Here is a 16,446-nt window from a genome sequence, read left to right as displayed (position 1 = left end):
TTCCGCGTCCTGTCGCGCTAGCTCGATCGCGATCGCACTGTTACCGATAGTTTTGCGCTTGTGTCTCGAACAGTCGCGCGTAAATGCCTTGGCGTTCCATCAAAACTTCGTGAGGTCCGCTTTCGACGATGCGTCCTTTATCGAGGACGTAAATGCAATCGGCCATTCTGACCGTAGACAGTCGGTGAGTAATTAAAACGGCAGACTGACCCTGTAGCAATTCTCGAAACTTCTTAAAGACTTCGTATTCCGCTTTCGGATCGAGGGCGGAGGTGGGTTCGTCGAGAACGATAATTTGGGAGTTCCGCAAAAACGCTCGGGCGATCGAGACTTTTTGCCACTGACCGATACTCAACTCTTCACCGGTCTCGAACCGCTTGCCGAGAATGTTATCGTAGCCGCGAGGCAGACTTTGAATGACTTCGTCGGCTCCAGCACGGCGAGCGGCCGCCACGATCCGTTCGTCGTCGGCGGGACAGTCCACGTTCCCGAGCCAAATGTTTTCCCGCGCCGTGAGGTGATATTTGGCGTAATCTTGGAAAATGACGCTAATTTGCTGCCGCAAGTCTTTGACGGTGAAATCGCGGACGTCGATGCCGTCGAGGGTCACGCGTCCGCCGTCTGGGTCGTACAGCCGACAGAGCAGCTTGATCAGAGTCGTTTTGCCCGAACCGTTTTCGCCAACTAAGGCGATGACTTCCCCCGGTTGCAGGGTTAGAGAAACGTCTTTCAGGGCTTGCCGTTCGCTACCGGGGTAATGGAAGTCCACGTTCTCGAAGGCCAGTCCTTTTTGCATCGGACGCGGAACGGGTTTGGGGTAGGGGGGATCGACGATTTTGGGTTTGATGCTGAGAAATTCAAATAAGTACGACAGATATTGGTTGTCTTCGTACAGTCCGGCAGCGCCTTGCAGAATGTTCCAAAGGGCATCGTAAGCTTTGCGAAAGGCTTGGTTGTAAAGAACGAGGTCACCGACGGTAATGTTACCTTGAACGGTTTGGTAGGCGATGTAGGCGTAGACTGCCCAGGTTGCGACGACTGAAATTAAGGTGGTAAAGAAGTCGGCGGTGGTGCGTCGAAACGTAATTTCTAAGCGTTCTTTCCGCAACCGCCACCGTAACCGCCGAAAGCGATCGGAAAAGAGTTTGCCCAGGTCGAACAGGCGAATTTCTTTGGCGTGCTGGTCGTTGAGAACGAGGCTGTTGTAATATCCGGCTTCCCGTTGGGTGGCGGTGCGTTTTTTCAACCAGCGGTGAATTTCTCGGACGAAGGCAACGCGTACGAGAATTCTCGGGATCACGGGAACGAACAGGACGATCCCGACTAACCAGTTAAACGTTAGCAGTGTCGCGCCCATCGTCGCGAGTTGGACGAGGTTACTGCCAACTTGTTGGAGGCGGTTGAGCAGTCGCAGGGGGACGCCGTTGGCTTCGCTGCGGGCCCGTTCGAGGATGTCGTAATAGGTGGGGTTTTCGTAGTGTTCGAGATCGACGTTGAGGGCGTGGTCGTGGATGATTTCGAGGAGGCGATCGGAAACGACTTGCTGTTGGTATTGGTTAACGAGGGTCGAGATCGAACTTAACATCGCGCCGGTGAGGTTGACGACCCCCATCGCGATGACGAGGGGAGCGACTTTGGCAAAGGCTGCTTCAGGATTGCTCGCGTCGAAGCCACTGGTGATGGCATCGAGGAGCAGTTTCATAATGTAAAGGCGCGTGATGGGAAGACAGCTTTGAACGATCGTCAGTGCGGTGCGGGCGATCGTCCAGATGGGGCCGCTTTCCCAGACGATACGCATCGCCCGTCCGAGGTGGATGACGCGCTGAGATTCAAATTGTAGGAGCTGACGGGTACGCATGAAGGTCGGGAAGGTAACGGGTGGGTTACGACCAATTGAAGGTCGTGCCTAGAAACGATTCGAGCTTTTGGTTGTGGGGACGATAAAATTCTGCCAGCTTTTGCCGAATTTCTGTGTGATTGGAGCTGTAGGCGCTACTGTTGTATCGTTCGTATTCTTTAAGGGCAAGGGGAGAAACACCTAAAAATTTGTGGGTGGTTTGGAGAGTGGTGCAAGGATCGCGATCGAATGTTTCAGTTTCGATAACGAGAAACTGTTCTCTGGCAAAAAGCTGCATCCAGTGTTTAAAAAAATCAAGGTAGATTCCTCGGGCGATGTAGTTATCCCGCAAACCGAAAAAATTATCGAGGTTAGAGATCTCTTGAAGTTGGCTTTCGATCGCAGTTTCGAGCGATCGATCTTCTTTCCCCAGTCGCACCCAATGGTAATAGTGGGATATAGCGCGATCGGCGGGATTCCGTAACAAGACAATTAGTTTCATGTTGGGAAACTCTCGAGACAAGCGATCGGCGGCTTGGGGGAAGTCTAAATAGGTTGGACTGGCTTCACCCGTCAACAAATATTCTGACTCAGGAACGGGGGGGAAATGCGCGAGATACCAATCTAATCCTTTTTCATAATTAATCGACCAAAAATGAACTTCTTTGTTTAGCGACAGAAACAGGTTTGGATGTTCGTTGAGATAGTAATATAAAGAGGTTGTGCCACACTTCTGAGCGCCAATAATAATAAAATCTGGACGAGGAGCTTTTAGGGAAGTTTCGGGGGGCAGATTGGGATAGCGTTTAAAGATTTCGCGTTTCGAGAAGCTGCGATAGCAATCGATCGCTTCGGACATTCGATTTTGGCGAGTCAGAACTTCAGCTAGGTTAAGATAACTATCGAGATTGTCGGGGAAGTTCGCAATACTTGTTTTGAAGTGTTGCTCGAATTCCGACAAACGATAGTATTTAGCAGTTAGCTTCCACAAACGCTCGTACCGCCACCACCCATACTCGGGTTCACGTTTGATGGCTTGCCAAAATGCCGCCACTGCACCCTTCCAAATTTTCTGTTTTCCAAGGTCATAGAAAAGACTACGGTAAGTTTCCCAAGAATCTGACTGCTGTTCGATTTGCTGTCGGTATTCTATGAGTTTTTCTAAATACTCGCTGTTAGATTTCGAGCGTCTTTTTTCACTATCGATGTAAGCAGAGAGTGCTGCGATCCACTGTTGCTGTTGTGCCAAAACTGTTCCGAGTTTTGCGTAGGTTGCGGGAATATCAGTGTTGAGTTGAAGGGCGCGACGGAATGCTACTTCTGCTGCTTGCCATTTCTCTTGTCTGAATTGTGCTAGTCCGAGCTGTTGATGCGACCAGAAAAATGTATCGTTAAGTTGGATGGCATTTTGATATGCTTTTTCAGCATCTAACCACTTTTTTTGTTTGATGAGTACATCGCCAAGCTTTTGATGCGCCCAAAATAAATTGCTGTTAAGTTGTATAGCATTTTGATACGCCTTTTCAGCCTCTAGCCATTTTTGTTGTGACAACAGCACGTCTCCAAGATTCTGATAAGTCTGAAAATCGTTAGGATCGATCTGAGTTACAGCTCTATAGCTCTGTGCAGCTTCATGCCATTGCTTCTTCCGAGAAAATAAGTCCCCCAAATAACGATGTAATTCAGCATTTTGGGGATCGATACGACTGGCATGGCGATAAGCTTCGATCTCGCGTTCTACTTCTCCAATTTCATGCCAAAGCTTTCCAAGCTTTTGATAAAAAAGTGAAGGCTTATATCTGATTAAAATTGCTGTATCGTACAGAAATTTTAAGCTGTGAAATTTAATTTTTTGGAAAGTCACGATTTTTATTTTTTTTGTAACAACAAAAAATCTATCAAGTCCAGTTGAGCTGAATACCTAGTAATTCCTCAAGTTCTTTGTTATAGAACTTGTAAAAATCACTAAGATATTTTCGATCGCCCGGATCGATTGGAGAATAAGATCCTGCATTGTGTTTTTTATAGCTCGAAAGTGTAGACACAGGAATGCCTAAAAAATTATCAACATCCTCGAGACTTTGGGCGGGATTGCTATAAAAGTCTTCACTCTGTAGGATCAGGAATTTTTCTCGTGGAAATATAGAGAACCAATGTTTTAAAAATTCAATATATATCCCACGAGCAACATAATTGCTATGTTGGTTCCAAACCGTTCCTTTCTTTTCAATCTCCCCGATCTTTTGTTCTATCGCAGTTTTGAAGGGTCTATCTTCTTGATGGCGACGTATCCAATGGTAATAGTGGGAAACAGCTCGATCGACAGGATTTCTCAGCAAAATAATAAACTTCGTACTCGGTGAATATTCATGAAGACGTTCGGCAGCGTTCTGAAAATCAAGATATCCGGGGCAGGCTTCACCGGTTAAAAATTGAGAGTCTGGTGTTAAGGGAGGAAATTGCGATAAATACCAATCGATTCCGCGATGGAATTTCCAAGACCAAAACTCTAACTCTTTTCGCAGTGGTGGCAATATTTTGGGATTTTTACTTAAGTAAAAATAGAGAGAGCTAGTTCCCGCCTTCTGAGCGCCTAAGATGATAAAATCAGGCTGGCGCATCTTTTCAGGCTCCCATTTATTTTTTAATACTTCTGGGCGTTCGTTTTGGAGCTGACGACGCAAGCCTTTTCGATAATACGTAATTGCCTCTGGAATTTTCTTTTGATGAGTTAGTGCTTCTCCCAAGTTAACATAAATCTCCATAGAATCAGGATATTTTTTAAGAGCATTTTGATAACAATTAACAGCTTCTTGTAGCTTGCCTTCAGCCTCGAGCGTTCGCCAAAAATAATGATGGTAAAACCAAGGAAATGTTGAATCGAGTTCGATCGTTTTTAAATATACCTCGGCTGCTTCTGATGTGCGATTGCATCTTAGTAGCAATCCTGCCAAATCATAAAAAATTTGAAAGCTATCAGATTGAAATTCTAAAATTCGCCGATAGGCAAGAATCGCATCTTCCCAGCGTCGAGCACGAACAGCCACCTGACTCCAATTTTCGTAAGTCGGCAAAAAGTTGGCATTCAAATGCGAGGCTTTTTCGTAAGCCTCAGCGGCTTCAGACCATTTTTCTTGTTTCCGCAGTGCATCACCGAGATTGTGATACGACCAAAAAAATCGATCGTTGCACTCGAGAGCGTGACGATATGCTAATTCGGCTTCGGAAAAACGACTTTGTGCCTGCAATACGTCTGCTAACTCGTGATGAGCCAGAGCAATAGAACTATCGAGTTCGGTAACACGACGGTAATAAAATTCAGCGTCCTGCCAACGTCGAAGCTGTAACAGCGTTTTCGCTAAATAGTAATTTTTCCAGGGATCTCGTGGGTGTAGGCGAACATCGAAACGAAAAAAAAGCAATCTTACGGCGAGGGGAAGCTTTTGCCTTGGCTTAAAAAAATGTTTGAGATAGGTTTTCAATTGAAGCATAGTCATGAGTGTTATAGATTAGACGCTGAATGAAGAGAGACGCTCAAACTGAGAAGGATCGCTACCAATGAAACGTTCGACCGAGATCCAATTCGAGTTGTTCGATATCTGACTTAAAGTAAGACATGAGCTGTTTGCGAATCGAGCGATCGGTGCTTGGATAACTTCCAGCATTGTATTGATGATACGTATTTTTATGACAACTCGGCAGATTTAGAAAGTCAAATACGCTGTTAGCAATCTCGTTAGGTCTCTCGAAAAGATCTTCGCTGCGAATCACCTGAATTTGATGGCGAGGGAACCAATTCCACCAGTTTCGCAAAAGTTCGCTGTAACGACTGTGTCGCAAATATATATCTGCTAAAAAGGATTCGGACTCCGTCGCGAACTGACCTGACAAACTCGTTTCGATCGCCCGATCGATAGGTCGGTGTTCTTGGTGGCGACGGACTCGGTCGTAATACTGGGAAATGGTTCGATCGACAGGATTTCTCAGTAAAACTACCAGTCGAACCTTGGGAAAAGCTTCGTACAAGCGTTTAGGGGCTTCTGGAGAGGCAAAGTAGCTCGGACTCGCTTCTCCGGTGGCAAATCCTTCCGTTTCAGCGACGGCGGGGAAATGCGCCAGATACCAAGTTAAACTTCGATCGGGCTGGCTCTCTCTCAGAATATCGAACCGTTGCGACCAAAAATTAATTTCCTTAACGGCTGCAGGCAAGACCTTGGGATGTGCGGCTAAATACGAGTAGAGAGAACTCGTACCGCACTTGGCAGCCCCAATAATAATAAAGCGAGGTTCGAGAAATTGCTGGGGACGCCAAACTAAATTCGGATACGACCATTTAAACTTCATACGATTGGCGGTTTCGTAACAGTCGATCGCACCGTCGAGATCGCCCTGTCGAGTCAGGGTTTCAGCGAGGTTGAGACGAACTACGAAGTTATCGGGGACGTTCTGTACGGCTTTCTGTAACCGTTCGGCAGCAGCCGGAAGCTGTCCGGTACGTTCTAAAGTTGTCCAAAGCTGACCTTCGTACCACCAGCGTTTTTTGGGTTGTGCCGCTAAGGCTTGTAGGTAAACCTCTGCGATGTCGTTCCAAGCCTCTCGCCGTTTTAATAAATCGATTAGAGCGCGAGTTGTCGTGAAATCGCTAGGGTTGTGGATTTGTGCTTTGCGATAAGCGAGTTCTGCTTGTGTCTCCCGTTGGGCGGCTTCGAGGAAGCGCCCCCATCGCAAATACGCTGCTGCGGGTCGGAACGAGACAGTCAGGACAAACCGTATTCGTTCCCCGAGTTCTCGAATCCTGTGTCTCACGATCGATCGTGTACAAATGTGAATGCTTTGACTGCCCATAATCTAGTTATCTACGATGGCGTCCATTTTGGTATAAAACAAGAGTTCGCGATGCAGTTTGGGAAAGGTGGGAAAGCGATCGAGAATGCGTTGCGTCCACGCGGGCGGAAGGAACGCTGTCGCTGCAATTCGCAACCAAAACTTTAAGACAAACCGTCGCTCTTGCCACAACTGCGGCTCGTTTTTTAAGATCGTCCAAAACAACCGAGCCGCTAACTTTCCTCTGGCTTGGGTGGGTTCGCCATCGAGGGCTTTAAACGTCAGGTATTTATAGGAATTGGCGTAGGTTTGTCGCTCGTAGGCAGGTAGGATATCGGGATCTTCGACAAAGGGCGGTTGCGTCGGGGCGCGACGAAACGCCGCTGCGAGTACCCGTAACTGCGATCGCTCCATGCGTTCGACGTTGGCTGATTGGGAGGTTGGAACTTGGCGGTAACGCAAGTGCGGTTTTTCGACGGCGACGAAATGGAATTTTTCCGCCAGACGCAGCCACATATCGCGATCTTCGGCTGGTGGGAAATCCGGGTTGAATCCCTGTACTTGGTAAAAGGCACCCCGCCACATTAAAACGTTGGAGCCGCCTGCGATGAAGTCACTCAGCAATAACTTGGGATAGATGTACCCATTGCAAGTATAATCGCATCCCCGTGCGATGTACTTGCCGTCTTCGTCGATCCAATCGACCCAACTGTAGGCGACGGCGGGTTTGCGGTTTTCATATTGCCGTTCGGGGTCGCTTGGTTGTTCCCACTTAACGATGGCGTTATAGAGATCTTCAAGTTTGTGGGGCGTCCAGAGGTCGTCGGCGTCGAGGAAGGCAAAAAATTCTCCCTGAGCGTGACAGGCGCCTCTATTGCGACTTTCACCTTGGCCGGCGTTGGGATAGGAAAACACGTTGACGCGCGGGTCGTCGATACTTTTTATCACTTCGACGGTGCGATCGCTCGATCCGTCATCGATGACGATAATTTCAAAATCTGTAAAGGTTTGTTGTAAAACGGTGTCGATGGTTTCTGCGATGGTGTCTTCAGCGTTGTAGGCCGGGATAATCACCGAGATCGCGGGATAGGGGTGCGATCGCGTGTATTGAAACAGATCTTCAGTACGAAACCCCGGATCGGTGTCGGGGTAAAGTCGCTGGGCAATGGGACGGGATAGGTTACTGTGAACCGTGGCAGCTGCGGCGATATTGGCGAGGAGATGGCTGTATTCGGAGGCAAAGGGGTCGTGGTGGCGAATTTTTTCGACGAAGCCGACGACAGCTTGGCAAGTTTCGGCCGTCCAGGGGGGTTGTAGGGCGCGATAGGTGAGATAGTGATAGAGGTTGGTCAAACTCCGCGATTGCAGGGATTGAAAGGCTTGGGGTGCGGTACGGTAGGCGCGATCGAGGACTTCTAAGCAGTAACGTTCGTGACGGACGACGTTGGCAGCCATTGATTGTAGTCTCAAACGATACAAGATTTGAGCTTGGGGAACGCAGATGAATAAAAATCGTTCGGCTAGACGCAGGAAAAAATCCCAGTCAGGAGCGCTGATTAACGCTTCGTTAAAACCACCGATGGCTTCTACGGCTTCACGACGGATCAGAGCATTAGAACTGTTTTCTAAAAAATCCCCAATCAACAGGTGGGAGAGAACATCACCATTGACGGTTAAGTGACTCCCGGCTCGAATCCATTGTCCCGCCTCGTTAATGTAATCTGTCCAACTATAGACTACTGCTGCATCGGGATTGGCTTCTAAGGCGTTGAATTGTGCGGCAAGTTTGTCGGGTATCCAGAGGTCGTCTGCGTCGAGAAATGATATGTATTTGCCAAGGGTTTGGTTGAACCCACGATTTCGGGTGGCAGAGGGCCCTGCGTTGGGATAGGAAAATATCCTCAAACGCGGGTCTTCAACGAGACGTAAGATTTCAAGGGTCTTGTCGGTCGAACCGTCATCGACGACGAGAACTTCAAAGTCTTTAAAGGTCTGGTTGAAGAGGGAGTCGAGGGTCGCTCTGACGGTCGTTTCGCAGTTGTAAGCTGGGACGACGACGGAGATTTTCGGGTAGGGCGATCGCGCGATCGCCTCGAGAAAAAAGCTGCGATCGAAGGTTTTTCCCACCTCCGTCAACCAATCTTCGTCTAAGTTCGAGTTGGCGGCGAGAAGGGCAGCACTGACGAACTCCGATTCGTCCCGAAATGCCGGATCGCTCTCGGCCAGATAGCGCAAATAGCGAGAGGCGAGTTCGCGGTTTTTGGGAACGAACGGACGGCGAAACGCCCAGTATGCCAGATGTTTGTAGAGATTGGTCTGGCTTTTCCAATGGAGCGACTGAATCGATTCGGTTTCTCCGGCGAAGGCGCGATCGAGGACGGCGAGACTGTCGGTTTCCCACTGTTGCAAGTCGCGACGATCGCCCCAGTCTCCACGAACCACATCGACGTGGGGAACGCAGGCGAAGGGAAACTGACGGGCCAACCGCAACCCCATATCCCATACCGCAGCCGTGTTGAGGTTTTCGTCGAACTCTCCCACGGCGTTGAAGGCGGTTTTGCGAACGAGGGGATTGGAGGGGGTTTCGAGGAAATCCCACACCAGCAGGTACGGCCAGAGGTTCCCCTGAAGTTCCTGGTGGCGGTTTTTCCAGGTGAGGGTTTCGTCGGCGAATTCGACCCAACTGTAGGCGAGTTCCGCCTCGGGATGGTTGGCGAGGGCGTCGAGTTGTCGTTCGAGTTTGTCCGGAGTCCAGCGATCGCCGACTGTAATGAAGGCGATGGTGTCTCCCGAAACTTCTCGAAGTCCGAGATTCCAACAACTGACCCGATCTCGGTTTCCCGCAGACACCACGCGCACGCGCGAGTCGTCGATCGTGGAGAGCCAGTCCGAACCGTTATCCTCGGTTTTCCGGTGGAGAAGAATCACTTCGAGCTGCTCGGCGATCGTTTGGTGTAAAACAGAGTCGAGGGTCTCGTGGAGAAGAGAGATCTCGTCGCGATCGCTGGCGATAATGACAGACGTTAAGGTCATGCGGGCAGAAAACAAGTTGAAGTTCGCACGTTCTCTTCGGATTTCGCTGTAGATCTTGGAGTTAAAGTTAAAAGATGCACTCTTCCACGATCTTACGTGCAATTATATAAATTGAAATCGGGAAAAATTCGGATCTTGATGTTAAGTTTTTTTAAAGCAAAACCAACAGTATTTGTGGTTGGCTGTCCGCGATCGGGGACGACACTGCTCCAAAGTCTATTGGCGGCTCATCCGAAAATTATGTCGTTTCCAGAAACGAAATATTTTATTTTTTTGCAACCCCATCGAGAACCGAGGCGAAAAAAATACAAAATTGTTTCCCGACAACTCTACCCCGTTCTCGAAGCCTTTTTTACCAAAGATCTCAACCGACCCGAGATGGCTCGGCGGTTGCCTAAAGTGGGTTGGATTGGGTGGTATACACGCGTATTTTTTGGGTTGCTTCACGATTTAGCTTGGGAATCTCAAAAAAGCGTTATTGTCGAAAAAACGCCCGAACATATCGACCATCTCGACGAAATCGAACGCTACGTTCCGAATGCAAAAGTCATTCATATTATTCGCAACGGACCGGAAGTTGCGGCGTCGATGTACGAAGTGTCTCGTCAGTATCCGAAGTGGTGGAAAGGCGCGAGTAGTTTAGACTACTGCGTCGATCGCTGGATCGAAACGGCACAGCGGAGTTTAACCTATTCTCAAAAAGAGAATCATTATTTAGTGCGTTACGAAGACCTCGTCTGCGATCCCGAAGCCGTTCTCGTTCCCCTCTGCGAGTTTTTGGGGGTTCCCTTCGACCCGAGTATGCTGACGAACTACCAAACGACTTCCGCGTCGCTGTTGCGCGATCGCGAAAAATGGAAGCATAAAGTCTCTCAAGCCATTCAACCGCAGAAGTCCGATCGCTTCGATCGCGTCTTCGATGACGACCAAAAGCAATACGTCTTCGATCGCATCGCCGAAGCCGGACTGTCTCACCTCTACATCGATCTTCCGTCTTCCCCTCCCAGCCACGCCGACACCTAACGCAGCGATCGCCTCGTTTTAAGGAAAAGGTGGGGAAAACCGAATCGATGGGGACGGAGAACGCCTGAAGCTCAACGGCCGAAAATCTCAGAAGATAAAGATCGAAGCAACGTTTACCTTCATCTAACGGTACTATGACTGTCCTCGAGAAAGGCAACATTACAATCCATACCGAGAACATCTTCCCGATTATCAAGAAATCTCTCTACTCCGCACATGAGATTTTCTTGCGGGAACTCGTCTCCAACGCCGTCGATGCGATCGAAAAGTTAAAAATGGTGGCGTTTGCGGGAGAATACGACGGCGACACGGACAATCCTAAAATTACCATTACCGTCGATAAAGATAAGAAAACCCTCTCCGTCACCGATACAGGAATCGGGATGACTGCTGACGAGGTGAAAAAATATATCAACCAAGTCGCCTTCTCCAGTGCCGAAGAATTCGTGCAAAAATATCAAGGTGGCGCAGACCAACCGATTATCGGCCATTTCGGTCTCGGGTTTTATTCCTCGTTCATCGTGGCCAAAACCGTCGAAATCGACACGCGTTCTTACAAAGATGGCGCACAAGCGGTTCACTGGACTTGCGACGGTTCGCCGGAATTCGAGTTGACGGACAGCGATCGCACTGAAGTCGGAACCACCGTGACCCTGACGTTACAAGACGAGGAAACGGAATATCTAGAATCTTCTCGCGTTCGCCAACTGGTGAAAACCTACTGCGATTTCATGCCGGTTCCCATCGAATTTGAAGGGGAAGTTCTCAACCAACAAGCAGCCATTTGGCGCAAGTCCCCTCAAAACCTCAGCGACGAAGATTATCTCGAATTTTACCGCTATTTGTACCCGTTCCAAGACGAACCGCTGTTGTGGGTTCACCTGAAAACAGATTACCCGTTTGAGATTAACGGAATTCTCTATTTCCCCAAACTGAAACCGGATGTCGATGTCACCCAGGGCAATATTAAATTGTTCTGCAACCAGGTTTTCGTTAGCGACCATTGCGAGGAAATCGTTCCCAAGTTTTTGATGCCGATGCGCGGCGTCATCGACAGTCCCGACATTCCCCTCAACGTTTCTCGGTCGGCGTTACAGGTCGATCGCAAGGTTCGCAAAATCGCCGATTTCATCGCGAAGAAAGTCGCCGATCGCCTCAAAGAACTGTACCAGGAAGACAAAGACCAGTATGTCAAATGCTGGAAAGATTTGGGAACCTTTGTCAAGTTCGGATATATCAACGACGAGAAGTTTAAAAAGCAAGTCGAAGATATTCTGATTTATCGCACGACGGCGAATTTGAGCGGTAGCGATGAGGAGAAACCCACCGTTCAAGTGGAAACAGAAGGAGATGCGTGGCAAGATGTTTCGGCTGAAGGTGGAATCGTCTACGATGGCGAGTCTTACACCACGTTAGAGGAGTACCTCGAACGCAATCAGAAACGCCACGAAAATCGAGTCTATTACTGCACCGATCCGGCGTCGCAAGCGACGTATGTGGAACTTCATAAAAGCCAAGGTTTGGAAGTTCTCTATCTCGATTCGTTCATCGACACTCACTTCATCGGGTATTTGGAACGCGATCGCTCTGAGGTGAAGTTTTCTCGGGTGGATTCGGAACTCGACGAAAATCTCGTCAGCCAAGACAAAGATACGGAAATCGTCGATCCCAACACCAATAAAACCCGCAGCGAACAGATTAAGGAACTGTTCGAGAAAGCGTTGAACAAGCCGAAATTGACGATTCGGACGGAATCGCTGAAAGCCGACGATCCTCAAGGTACGCCTCCGGCGATGGTGTTGTTACCGGAAGCCATGCGTCGCTTGCGGGATATGACGGCGATGTTGCAACAGGAAAAAGCGGAGTTTCCTGAAGAGCATATTTTGGTCGTCAACACGTCTCACCCGATGATTCAAAATTTAGCGTCGTTGAGTCAGGGTGCGATCGTTTCTGAGGGAAGTTCGCCGTCTGCGGAGTTGGCGAATTTGATTTGTCATCACGTCTACGATTTGGCGTTGATGTCTCAGAAAGGTTTCGATGCGGAGGGAATGAAGCAGTTCGTGATGCGATCGAACCAGGTTCTCACCCAGTTGACGAATAAAGCGGTTTAATTGGTGTTGTGTGGAGGCGGTACGTGACGCGGTAAGGTCTCATTGACCGGATTTCAGCCGAATTTTTCGGCCGCGTCACACACCCTACCCCACCTCTTCATCTCCTCATCAAAATCTCCCGAACCCGCTTCGCTGCGACATCCCAGTTGAGGCGGGTTTGGTATTCGTTGAAAGCGGATAATGCTAAGCTGCGATAGCGGTTGGGGGTGGAGAAGACTTCGGCGATAAAGTCGCAGTAGTCGGAGGGGGAGGCGTCTAGGGGGAAGGTTTTTCCGTTGATTCCGTCGCGAACGATCGTCGGAATTCCGCCGACATCGCTGGCGAGACAGGGAACGCCGAACCCGTTGGCTTCGCAGAAAACATGGCCGTAACATTCGGCGGTGGAGGGAAGTATAAAGAAGTGGGATTCGGCGAAGAGGCGATCGAGGGTTTGACGATCGCTTTCTATAGTGCGATCGAGAAATCCCACGCAGCGAACGAAGTGTGGAAGAGAGGTCTCTCTGGGGGGACGACATCCGGCGATCGTCAGTTCGGTGGGGATTCCGTGGCGATCGAGGGTTTTGGCGACGTCGAGAGCGAGGTTTCCTCCTTTGCGAACCCAATTGACACCGAGAAATAGAAGTTTACAGGGGGTTTGCGGACGCGAGGCGATCGCCGCTTCGATGTCTTTTAGTTGAGGGTTTACGTCGAAATTTGCGCCAAAGGGAACGATATGAATTTTTTCGGGAGGAAGCTGATAGGTTTTGATAGCGATATTTGCTGCCCAATTCGAGGCGAAAAAAATCCACTGGCATTTGTTTAACGCCAATCGATCCATGTTGTAAAGCTGTTTTTGGGTTTCGTGGCAAAGATTTTGATAAGCTGGGTAAAAGTTGGTGAGTCCGGCGTAGGGGGTATCCGTCCAAATTGCAAAGGGTTTGGGACTGTCGAGATAGGCGATTAGATTACTGTCTGAAGTCAAAAGAATATCGATATTTGTATTGAATTTATTCAGCTTTTCTTGAAATTGTCGGGCATAGTTTTGATTGAATTTCGGTTCTGTCCAGGTGAAATATTGAGTTTTGAATAGGGTTTGATAAACGCGGCGTTTGACTTTGGGAAGAATGGCGGTACGTTCTCGGGTTTTATCGAGATTTCCGACGGGATAGATTGGGGTTTTGGGATGGGTTAAGGCGCGATAGATGCGATCGCACTTTCCCCAATGTCCTAGTTTGTCTCTCGGACAGTGTTGTGGATTAAAGTTTGTGAGATCGAATTCGGTTAAATAGGCGAGATTTGGCATTGAAATTAAGTTTTTTTTGAATTCATTGACAGTTTTACTTTTATGATTGCCGATAAGCTGGGTTTCAAGAAGTCTTCACCACAGAGACACAGAGGACACAGAGAGGGGTTTGTCAGGGTTGGCTAAACCGCTGTTGAAAGAATGGAGTATCGGCTAGATCCCCGGCATCTTTGAGATGCCGGGGATCTGGTGTTTATATTAATTCTTGTAAAATACTCTTGACTGTTTGACAGGCACTTTGCCAGTTTAATAGTTTTTCATAGCGATCGAACGCAGCCATCGCCATTTTATAATATCCACTCGAATCGTTAAACGTTTTAAAAATCGCATCGCAATAGCGAGAAATCTCGGCATCTTTAGGAAACGTAAATCCGGTAATGCCATGTTGCACGATCGAGGGAACGCCACCGACGTTTGTGGTCAAACAAGGTAATCCGAATTGGTGAGCTTCACAAAATACCATGCCATAGGATTCGGCTTGTGTGGGAAGAATTAAAAAATGAGAAGTTTCGAGAAGAATTTTTAATGTTTCTCGTCCGTATTTTGTATTTTTATTCAAATAGCCGACATATTTAGCAAATTCAGGAAGGGGCAATTTAGGCGGACTTCCTGCAATCGTCAACGTTGCGTTCAAACCCATGTTATTGAGAGTTCGAGTGACCTCTAACGCGATTTCCCCTCCTTTGCGATCCCATTCAACACCTAAAAATAACAAATTACAAGATTGACTCGATCGCCGCGAAATTTCTAGTTCGATTTCTCGCCGAGTTGTCGGTACGTCCCAATTCGCTCCCCAAGGAACGACGCGAACTTTGTGTTTGGGGAGGTTGTAGGTTTCGATGGCATTTTGTGCCGCCCACTCTGAGGCGTAAATTACTCTCTGACAGCGATCGAGAGCGCGTTTTTCAAACGTATAAATATTATCTCGCGTTTCTTGACAGAGATTGCTTAAATAAGGATAGTAATTAATTAACGCCGCCAAGGGTGCGTCTGTCCATAAAACGAGCGGTTTAGAAACTTTTAAATCGGTGAGAGGAAGAGCATTCTCTCCGCAGAGAATCACATCGAACTCGCGATCTTGGAGTTGGCGATCGATCTGTTGGGCGAAATCTTTGACGATCGCAGGTTCCGCCCAGCGGTAGTAATCTCGGTTTTGCGATCGCCGATAATATTCCCATTTTAATTTCGTCACGATCGAGGGTTTTTTACGGAGTCCTCCCACGTAGGCGATCGCGCAGCCTAATATTTCTAAGTTTTGGGCGATGGAATACCCAGCTTGACACATTCCTAACTGGGTTTTCGGCCAGCTTTCGCGATTGAGAACGTCGTACATGGTCACGTAAGCAATTTTCATAGCGTCTCTCGATAGAGTTTTAATTAAAAAACAATAAAAAACGGACTCAAAAATCGACCGATACGAGATTGAAATTCACAAGCCTTAAAAATATTTTTTGAAAATTGATGCTGATATCTTATCCAAAAAATGATTAATTTTAAGGTATCTGAAATCCAATAAAATGGAATCGTAAAAACCATTAAAAAACGGTGTCTGGGAAACAGTCGGGCAGTCCTCAGAGCGTGATTCGACAATCCTGAAGTACGAGAAATTTTGAGGAGATACTCCCGTTCGAGGCGATGGGGAGGAATATGGTGAAACACTGTCATTTTGGGATTATGCCAAATTTCCCAACGGCTGTTTTGAATATAAAAAAGCGTTTCCAAATCCTCACAAGCCCCGATATAAGTTTTGTTTTTTTCATCTCGTCCCTGTAACAGCAGTCGCTGGGGAACGCAATCCCGCCAAGCTTGTTTGCGAACCACCGAACCGGGGGCGGCGGGAACGATGCGAGGTTTGCGATCGCGGGCGTAGCAAAAGGGTCGATCTCCGCGATCGTACACGGCTAAGAGGATTTTGAGGCGATCGAAATACTCCGGCGGCTCTTCATCCAATTTGGCATGAATGTTTCCCCCATACGCCCCAATTTCGGGATGTTGACAGCCAAACTCGTAGGCTTGACGCACCCAGTCTTTCGCCGGGATGTTGTCGTCGTCGAGAAATCCCACCAAATCGGGACTGTTCGCCGCTGCGATCGCCCGCTGTCTGGCGTAAGCCGTTCCCTGCTTCGGTTCGCGAACGTATCGCAATCGCCCCCAGGTTTTACGATACTGGTTTACCACATCCGGCGTGCCATCGTCGCTGTTGTTGTCCACCACCAACACTTCCCAGGCGATTTCCTCCGTTCCTTCCTGTTGCTGGAGAGCGTCGAGAACCTCGGGAAGACGAGTTTCGCCGTTATAAGTACAGATGGCGACGGTGAAGTCGGGAGGGGGAGAGG

The 16,446-nt window shown here is 48.5% G+C and carries 10 protein-coding genes and 1 pseudogene; 2 read left to right on the top strand and 9 right to left on the bottom strand.

Annotated elements, in window-relative coordinates; genetic code table 11:
• Nucleotides 1-40: 40 nt before the first annotated feature.
• From POG22_RS23640 to POG22_RS23615, 6 genes and pseudogenes are all read right to left on the bottom strand, one after another.
• Nucleotides 41-1,858 (bottom strand): ABC transporter ATP-binding protein, encoded by a 1,818-nt coding sequence (locus POG22_RS23640; RefSeq protein ID WP_498907354.1) that lies wholly within the window; start codon nucleotides 1,856-1,858, stop codon nucleotides 41-43.
• A 25-nt stretch (nucleotides 1,859-1,883) separates the two neighbouring features.
• Complete coding sequence (locus POG22_RS23635; protein ID WP_498907368.1) at nucleotides 1,884-3,389, bottom strand: sulfotransferase domain-containing protein; 1,506 nt, start codon at nucleotides 3,387-3,389, stop codon at nucleotides 1,884-1,886.
• A gap of 45 nt (nucleotides 3,390-3,434) precedes the next feature.
• Nucleotides 3,435-3,701, bottom strand: a pseudogene (locus POG22_RS23630) (hypothetical protein); the annotation flags it as partial.
• 34 nt (nucleotides 3,702-3,735) lie between these two features.
• Nucleotides 3,736-5,334, bottom strand: a complete 1,599-nt coding sequence (locus POG22_RS23625; RefSeq protein WP_498907353.1) for a tetratricopeptide repeat-containing sulfotransferase family protein — start codon at nucleotides 5,332-5,334, stop codon at nucleotides 3,736-3,738.
• Nucleotides 5,335-5,389: 55 nt separating this feature from the next.
• Complete coding sequence (locus POG22_RS23620) at nucleotides 5,390-6,643, bottom strand: sulfotransferase domain-containing protein (RefSeq protein WP_498907352.1); 1,254 nt, start codon at nucleotides 6,641-6,643, stop codon at nucleotides 5,390-5,392.
• Nucleotides 6,644-6,685: 42 nt separating this feature from the next.
• Complete coding sequence (locus POG22_RS23615; protein ID WP_498907351.1) at nucleotides 6,686-9,694, bottom strand: glycosyltransferase; 3,009 nt, start codon at nucleotides 9,692-9,694, stop codon at nucleotides 6,686-6,688.
• A gap of 174 nt (nucleotides 9,695-9,868) precedes the next feature.
• Between POG22_RS23615 and POG22_RS23610 the strand changes: the two genes are divergently transcribed.
• Complete coding sequence (locus POG22_RS23610) at nucleotides 9,869-10,717, top strand: sulfotransferase family protein (protein WP_498907350.1); 849 nt, start codon at nucleotides 9,869-9,871, stop codon at nucleotides 10,715-10,717.
• A gap of 134 nt (nucleotides 10,718-10,851) precedes the next feature.
• Nucleotides 10,852-12,828, top strand: a complete 1,977-nt coding sequence (gene htpG, locus POG22_RS23605; protein ID WP_498907349.1) for an Hsp90 family chaperone protein — start codon at nucleotides 10,852-10,854, stop codon at nucleotides 12,826-12,828.
• Between the two features lie 97 nt (nucleotides 12,829-12,925).
• Here the strand turns inward: htpG and POG22_RS23600 are convergent, their stop codons facing one another.
• The 3 genes from POG22_RS23600 to hpsE all read right to left on the bottom strand — a co-directional run.
• A complete protein-coding gene (locus POG22_RS23600) occupies nucleotides 12,926-14,110 on the bottom strand; it encodes a glycosyltransferase family 4 protein (RefSeq protein WP_498907348.1) in 1,185 nt (394 codons plus the stop codon).
• Nucleotides 14,111-14,303: 193 nt separating this feature from the next.
• Complete coding sequence (locus POG22_RS23595) at nucleotides 14,304-15,464, bottom strand: glycosyltransferase family 4 protein (protein ID WP_498907347.1); 1,161 nt, start codon at nucleotides 15,462-15,464, stop codon at nucleotides 14,304-14,306.
• A gap of 23 nt (nucleotides 15,465-15,487) precedes the next feature.
• A partial coding sequence (gene hpsE, locus POG22_RS23590; RefSeq protein ID WP_498907346.1) for a hormogonium polysaccharide biosynthesis glycosyltransferase HpsE occupies nucleotides 15,488-16,446 on the bottom strand: 959 nt, incomplete at its 5' end.

Origin of the sequence: Geitlerinema sp. CS-897, from assembly GCF_028368005.1 — a bacterium.
Taxonomy (GTDB): Bacteria; Cyanobacteriota; Cyanobacteriia; order Cyanobacteriales; family Geitlerinemataceae; genus Baaleninema; species Baaleninema simplex.
The sequence above is the reverse complement of the archived record's forward strand: the minus strand, read 5'-3'. Positions and strand labels throughout refer to the sequence as shown.

Excerpts from the sequence above, each read along its gene's own strand:
- POG22_RS23640 (WP_498907354.1), bottom strand. The coding sequence starts at position 1,858 with ATGCGTACCCGTCAGCTCCTACAATTTGAATCTCAGCGCGTCATCCAC.
- POG22_RS23625 (WP_498907353.1), bottom strand. The coding sequence starts at position 5,334 with ATGACTATGCTTCAATTGAAAACCTATCTCAAACATTTTTTTAAGCCA.
- POG22_RS23615 (WP_498907351.1), bottom strand. The coding sequence starts at position 9,694 with ATGACCTTAACGTCTGTCATTATCGCCAGCGATCGCGACGAGATCTCT.
- htpG (WP_498907349.1), top strand. The coding sequence starts at position 10,852 with ATGACTGTCCTCGAGAAAGGCAACATTACAATCCATACCGAGAACATC.
- POG22_RS23600 (WP_498907348.1), bottom strand. The coding sequence starts at position 14,110 with ATGCCAAATCTCGCCTATTTAACCGAATTCGATCTCACAAACTTTAAT.
- POG22_RS23595 (WP_498907347.1), bottom strand. The coding sequence starts at position 15,464 with ATGAAAATTGCTTACGTGACCATGTACGACGTTCTCAATCGCGAAAGC.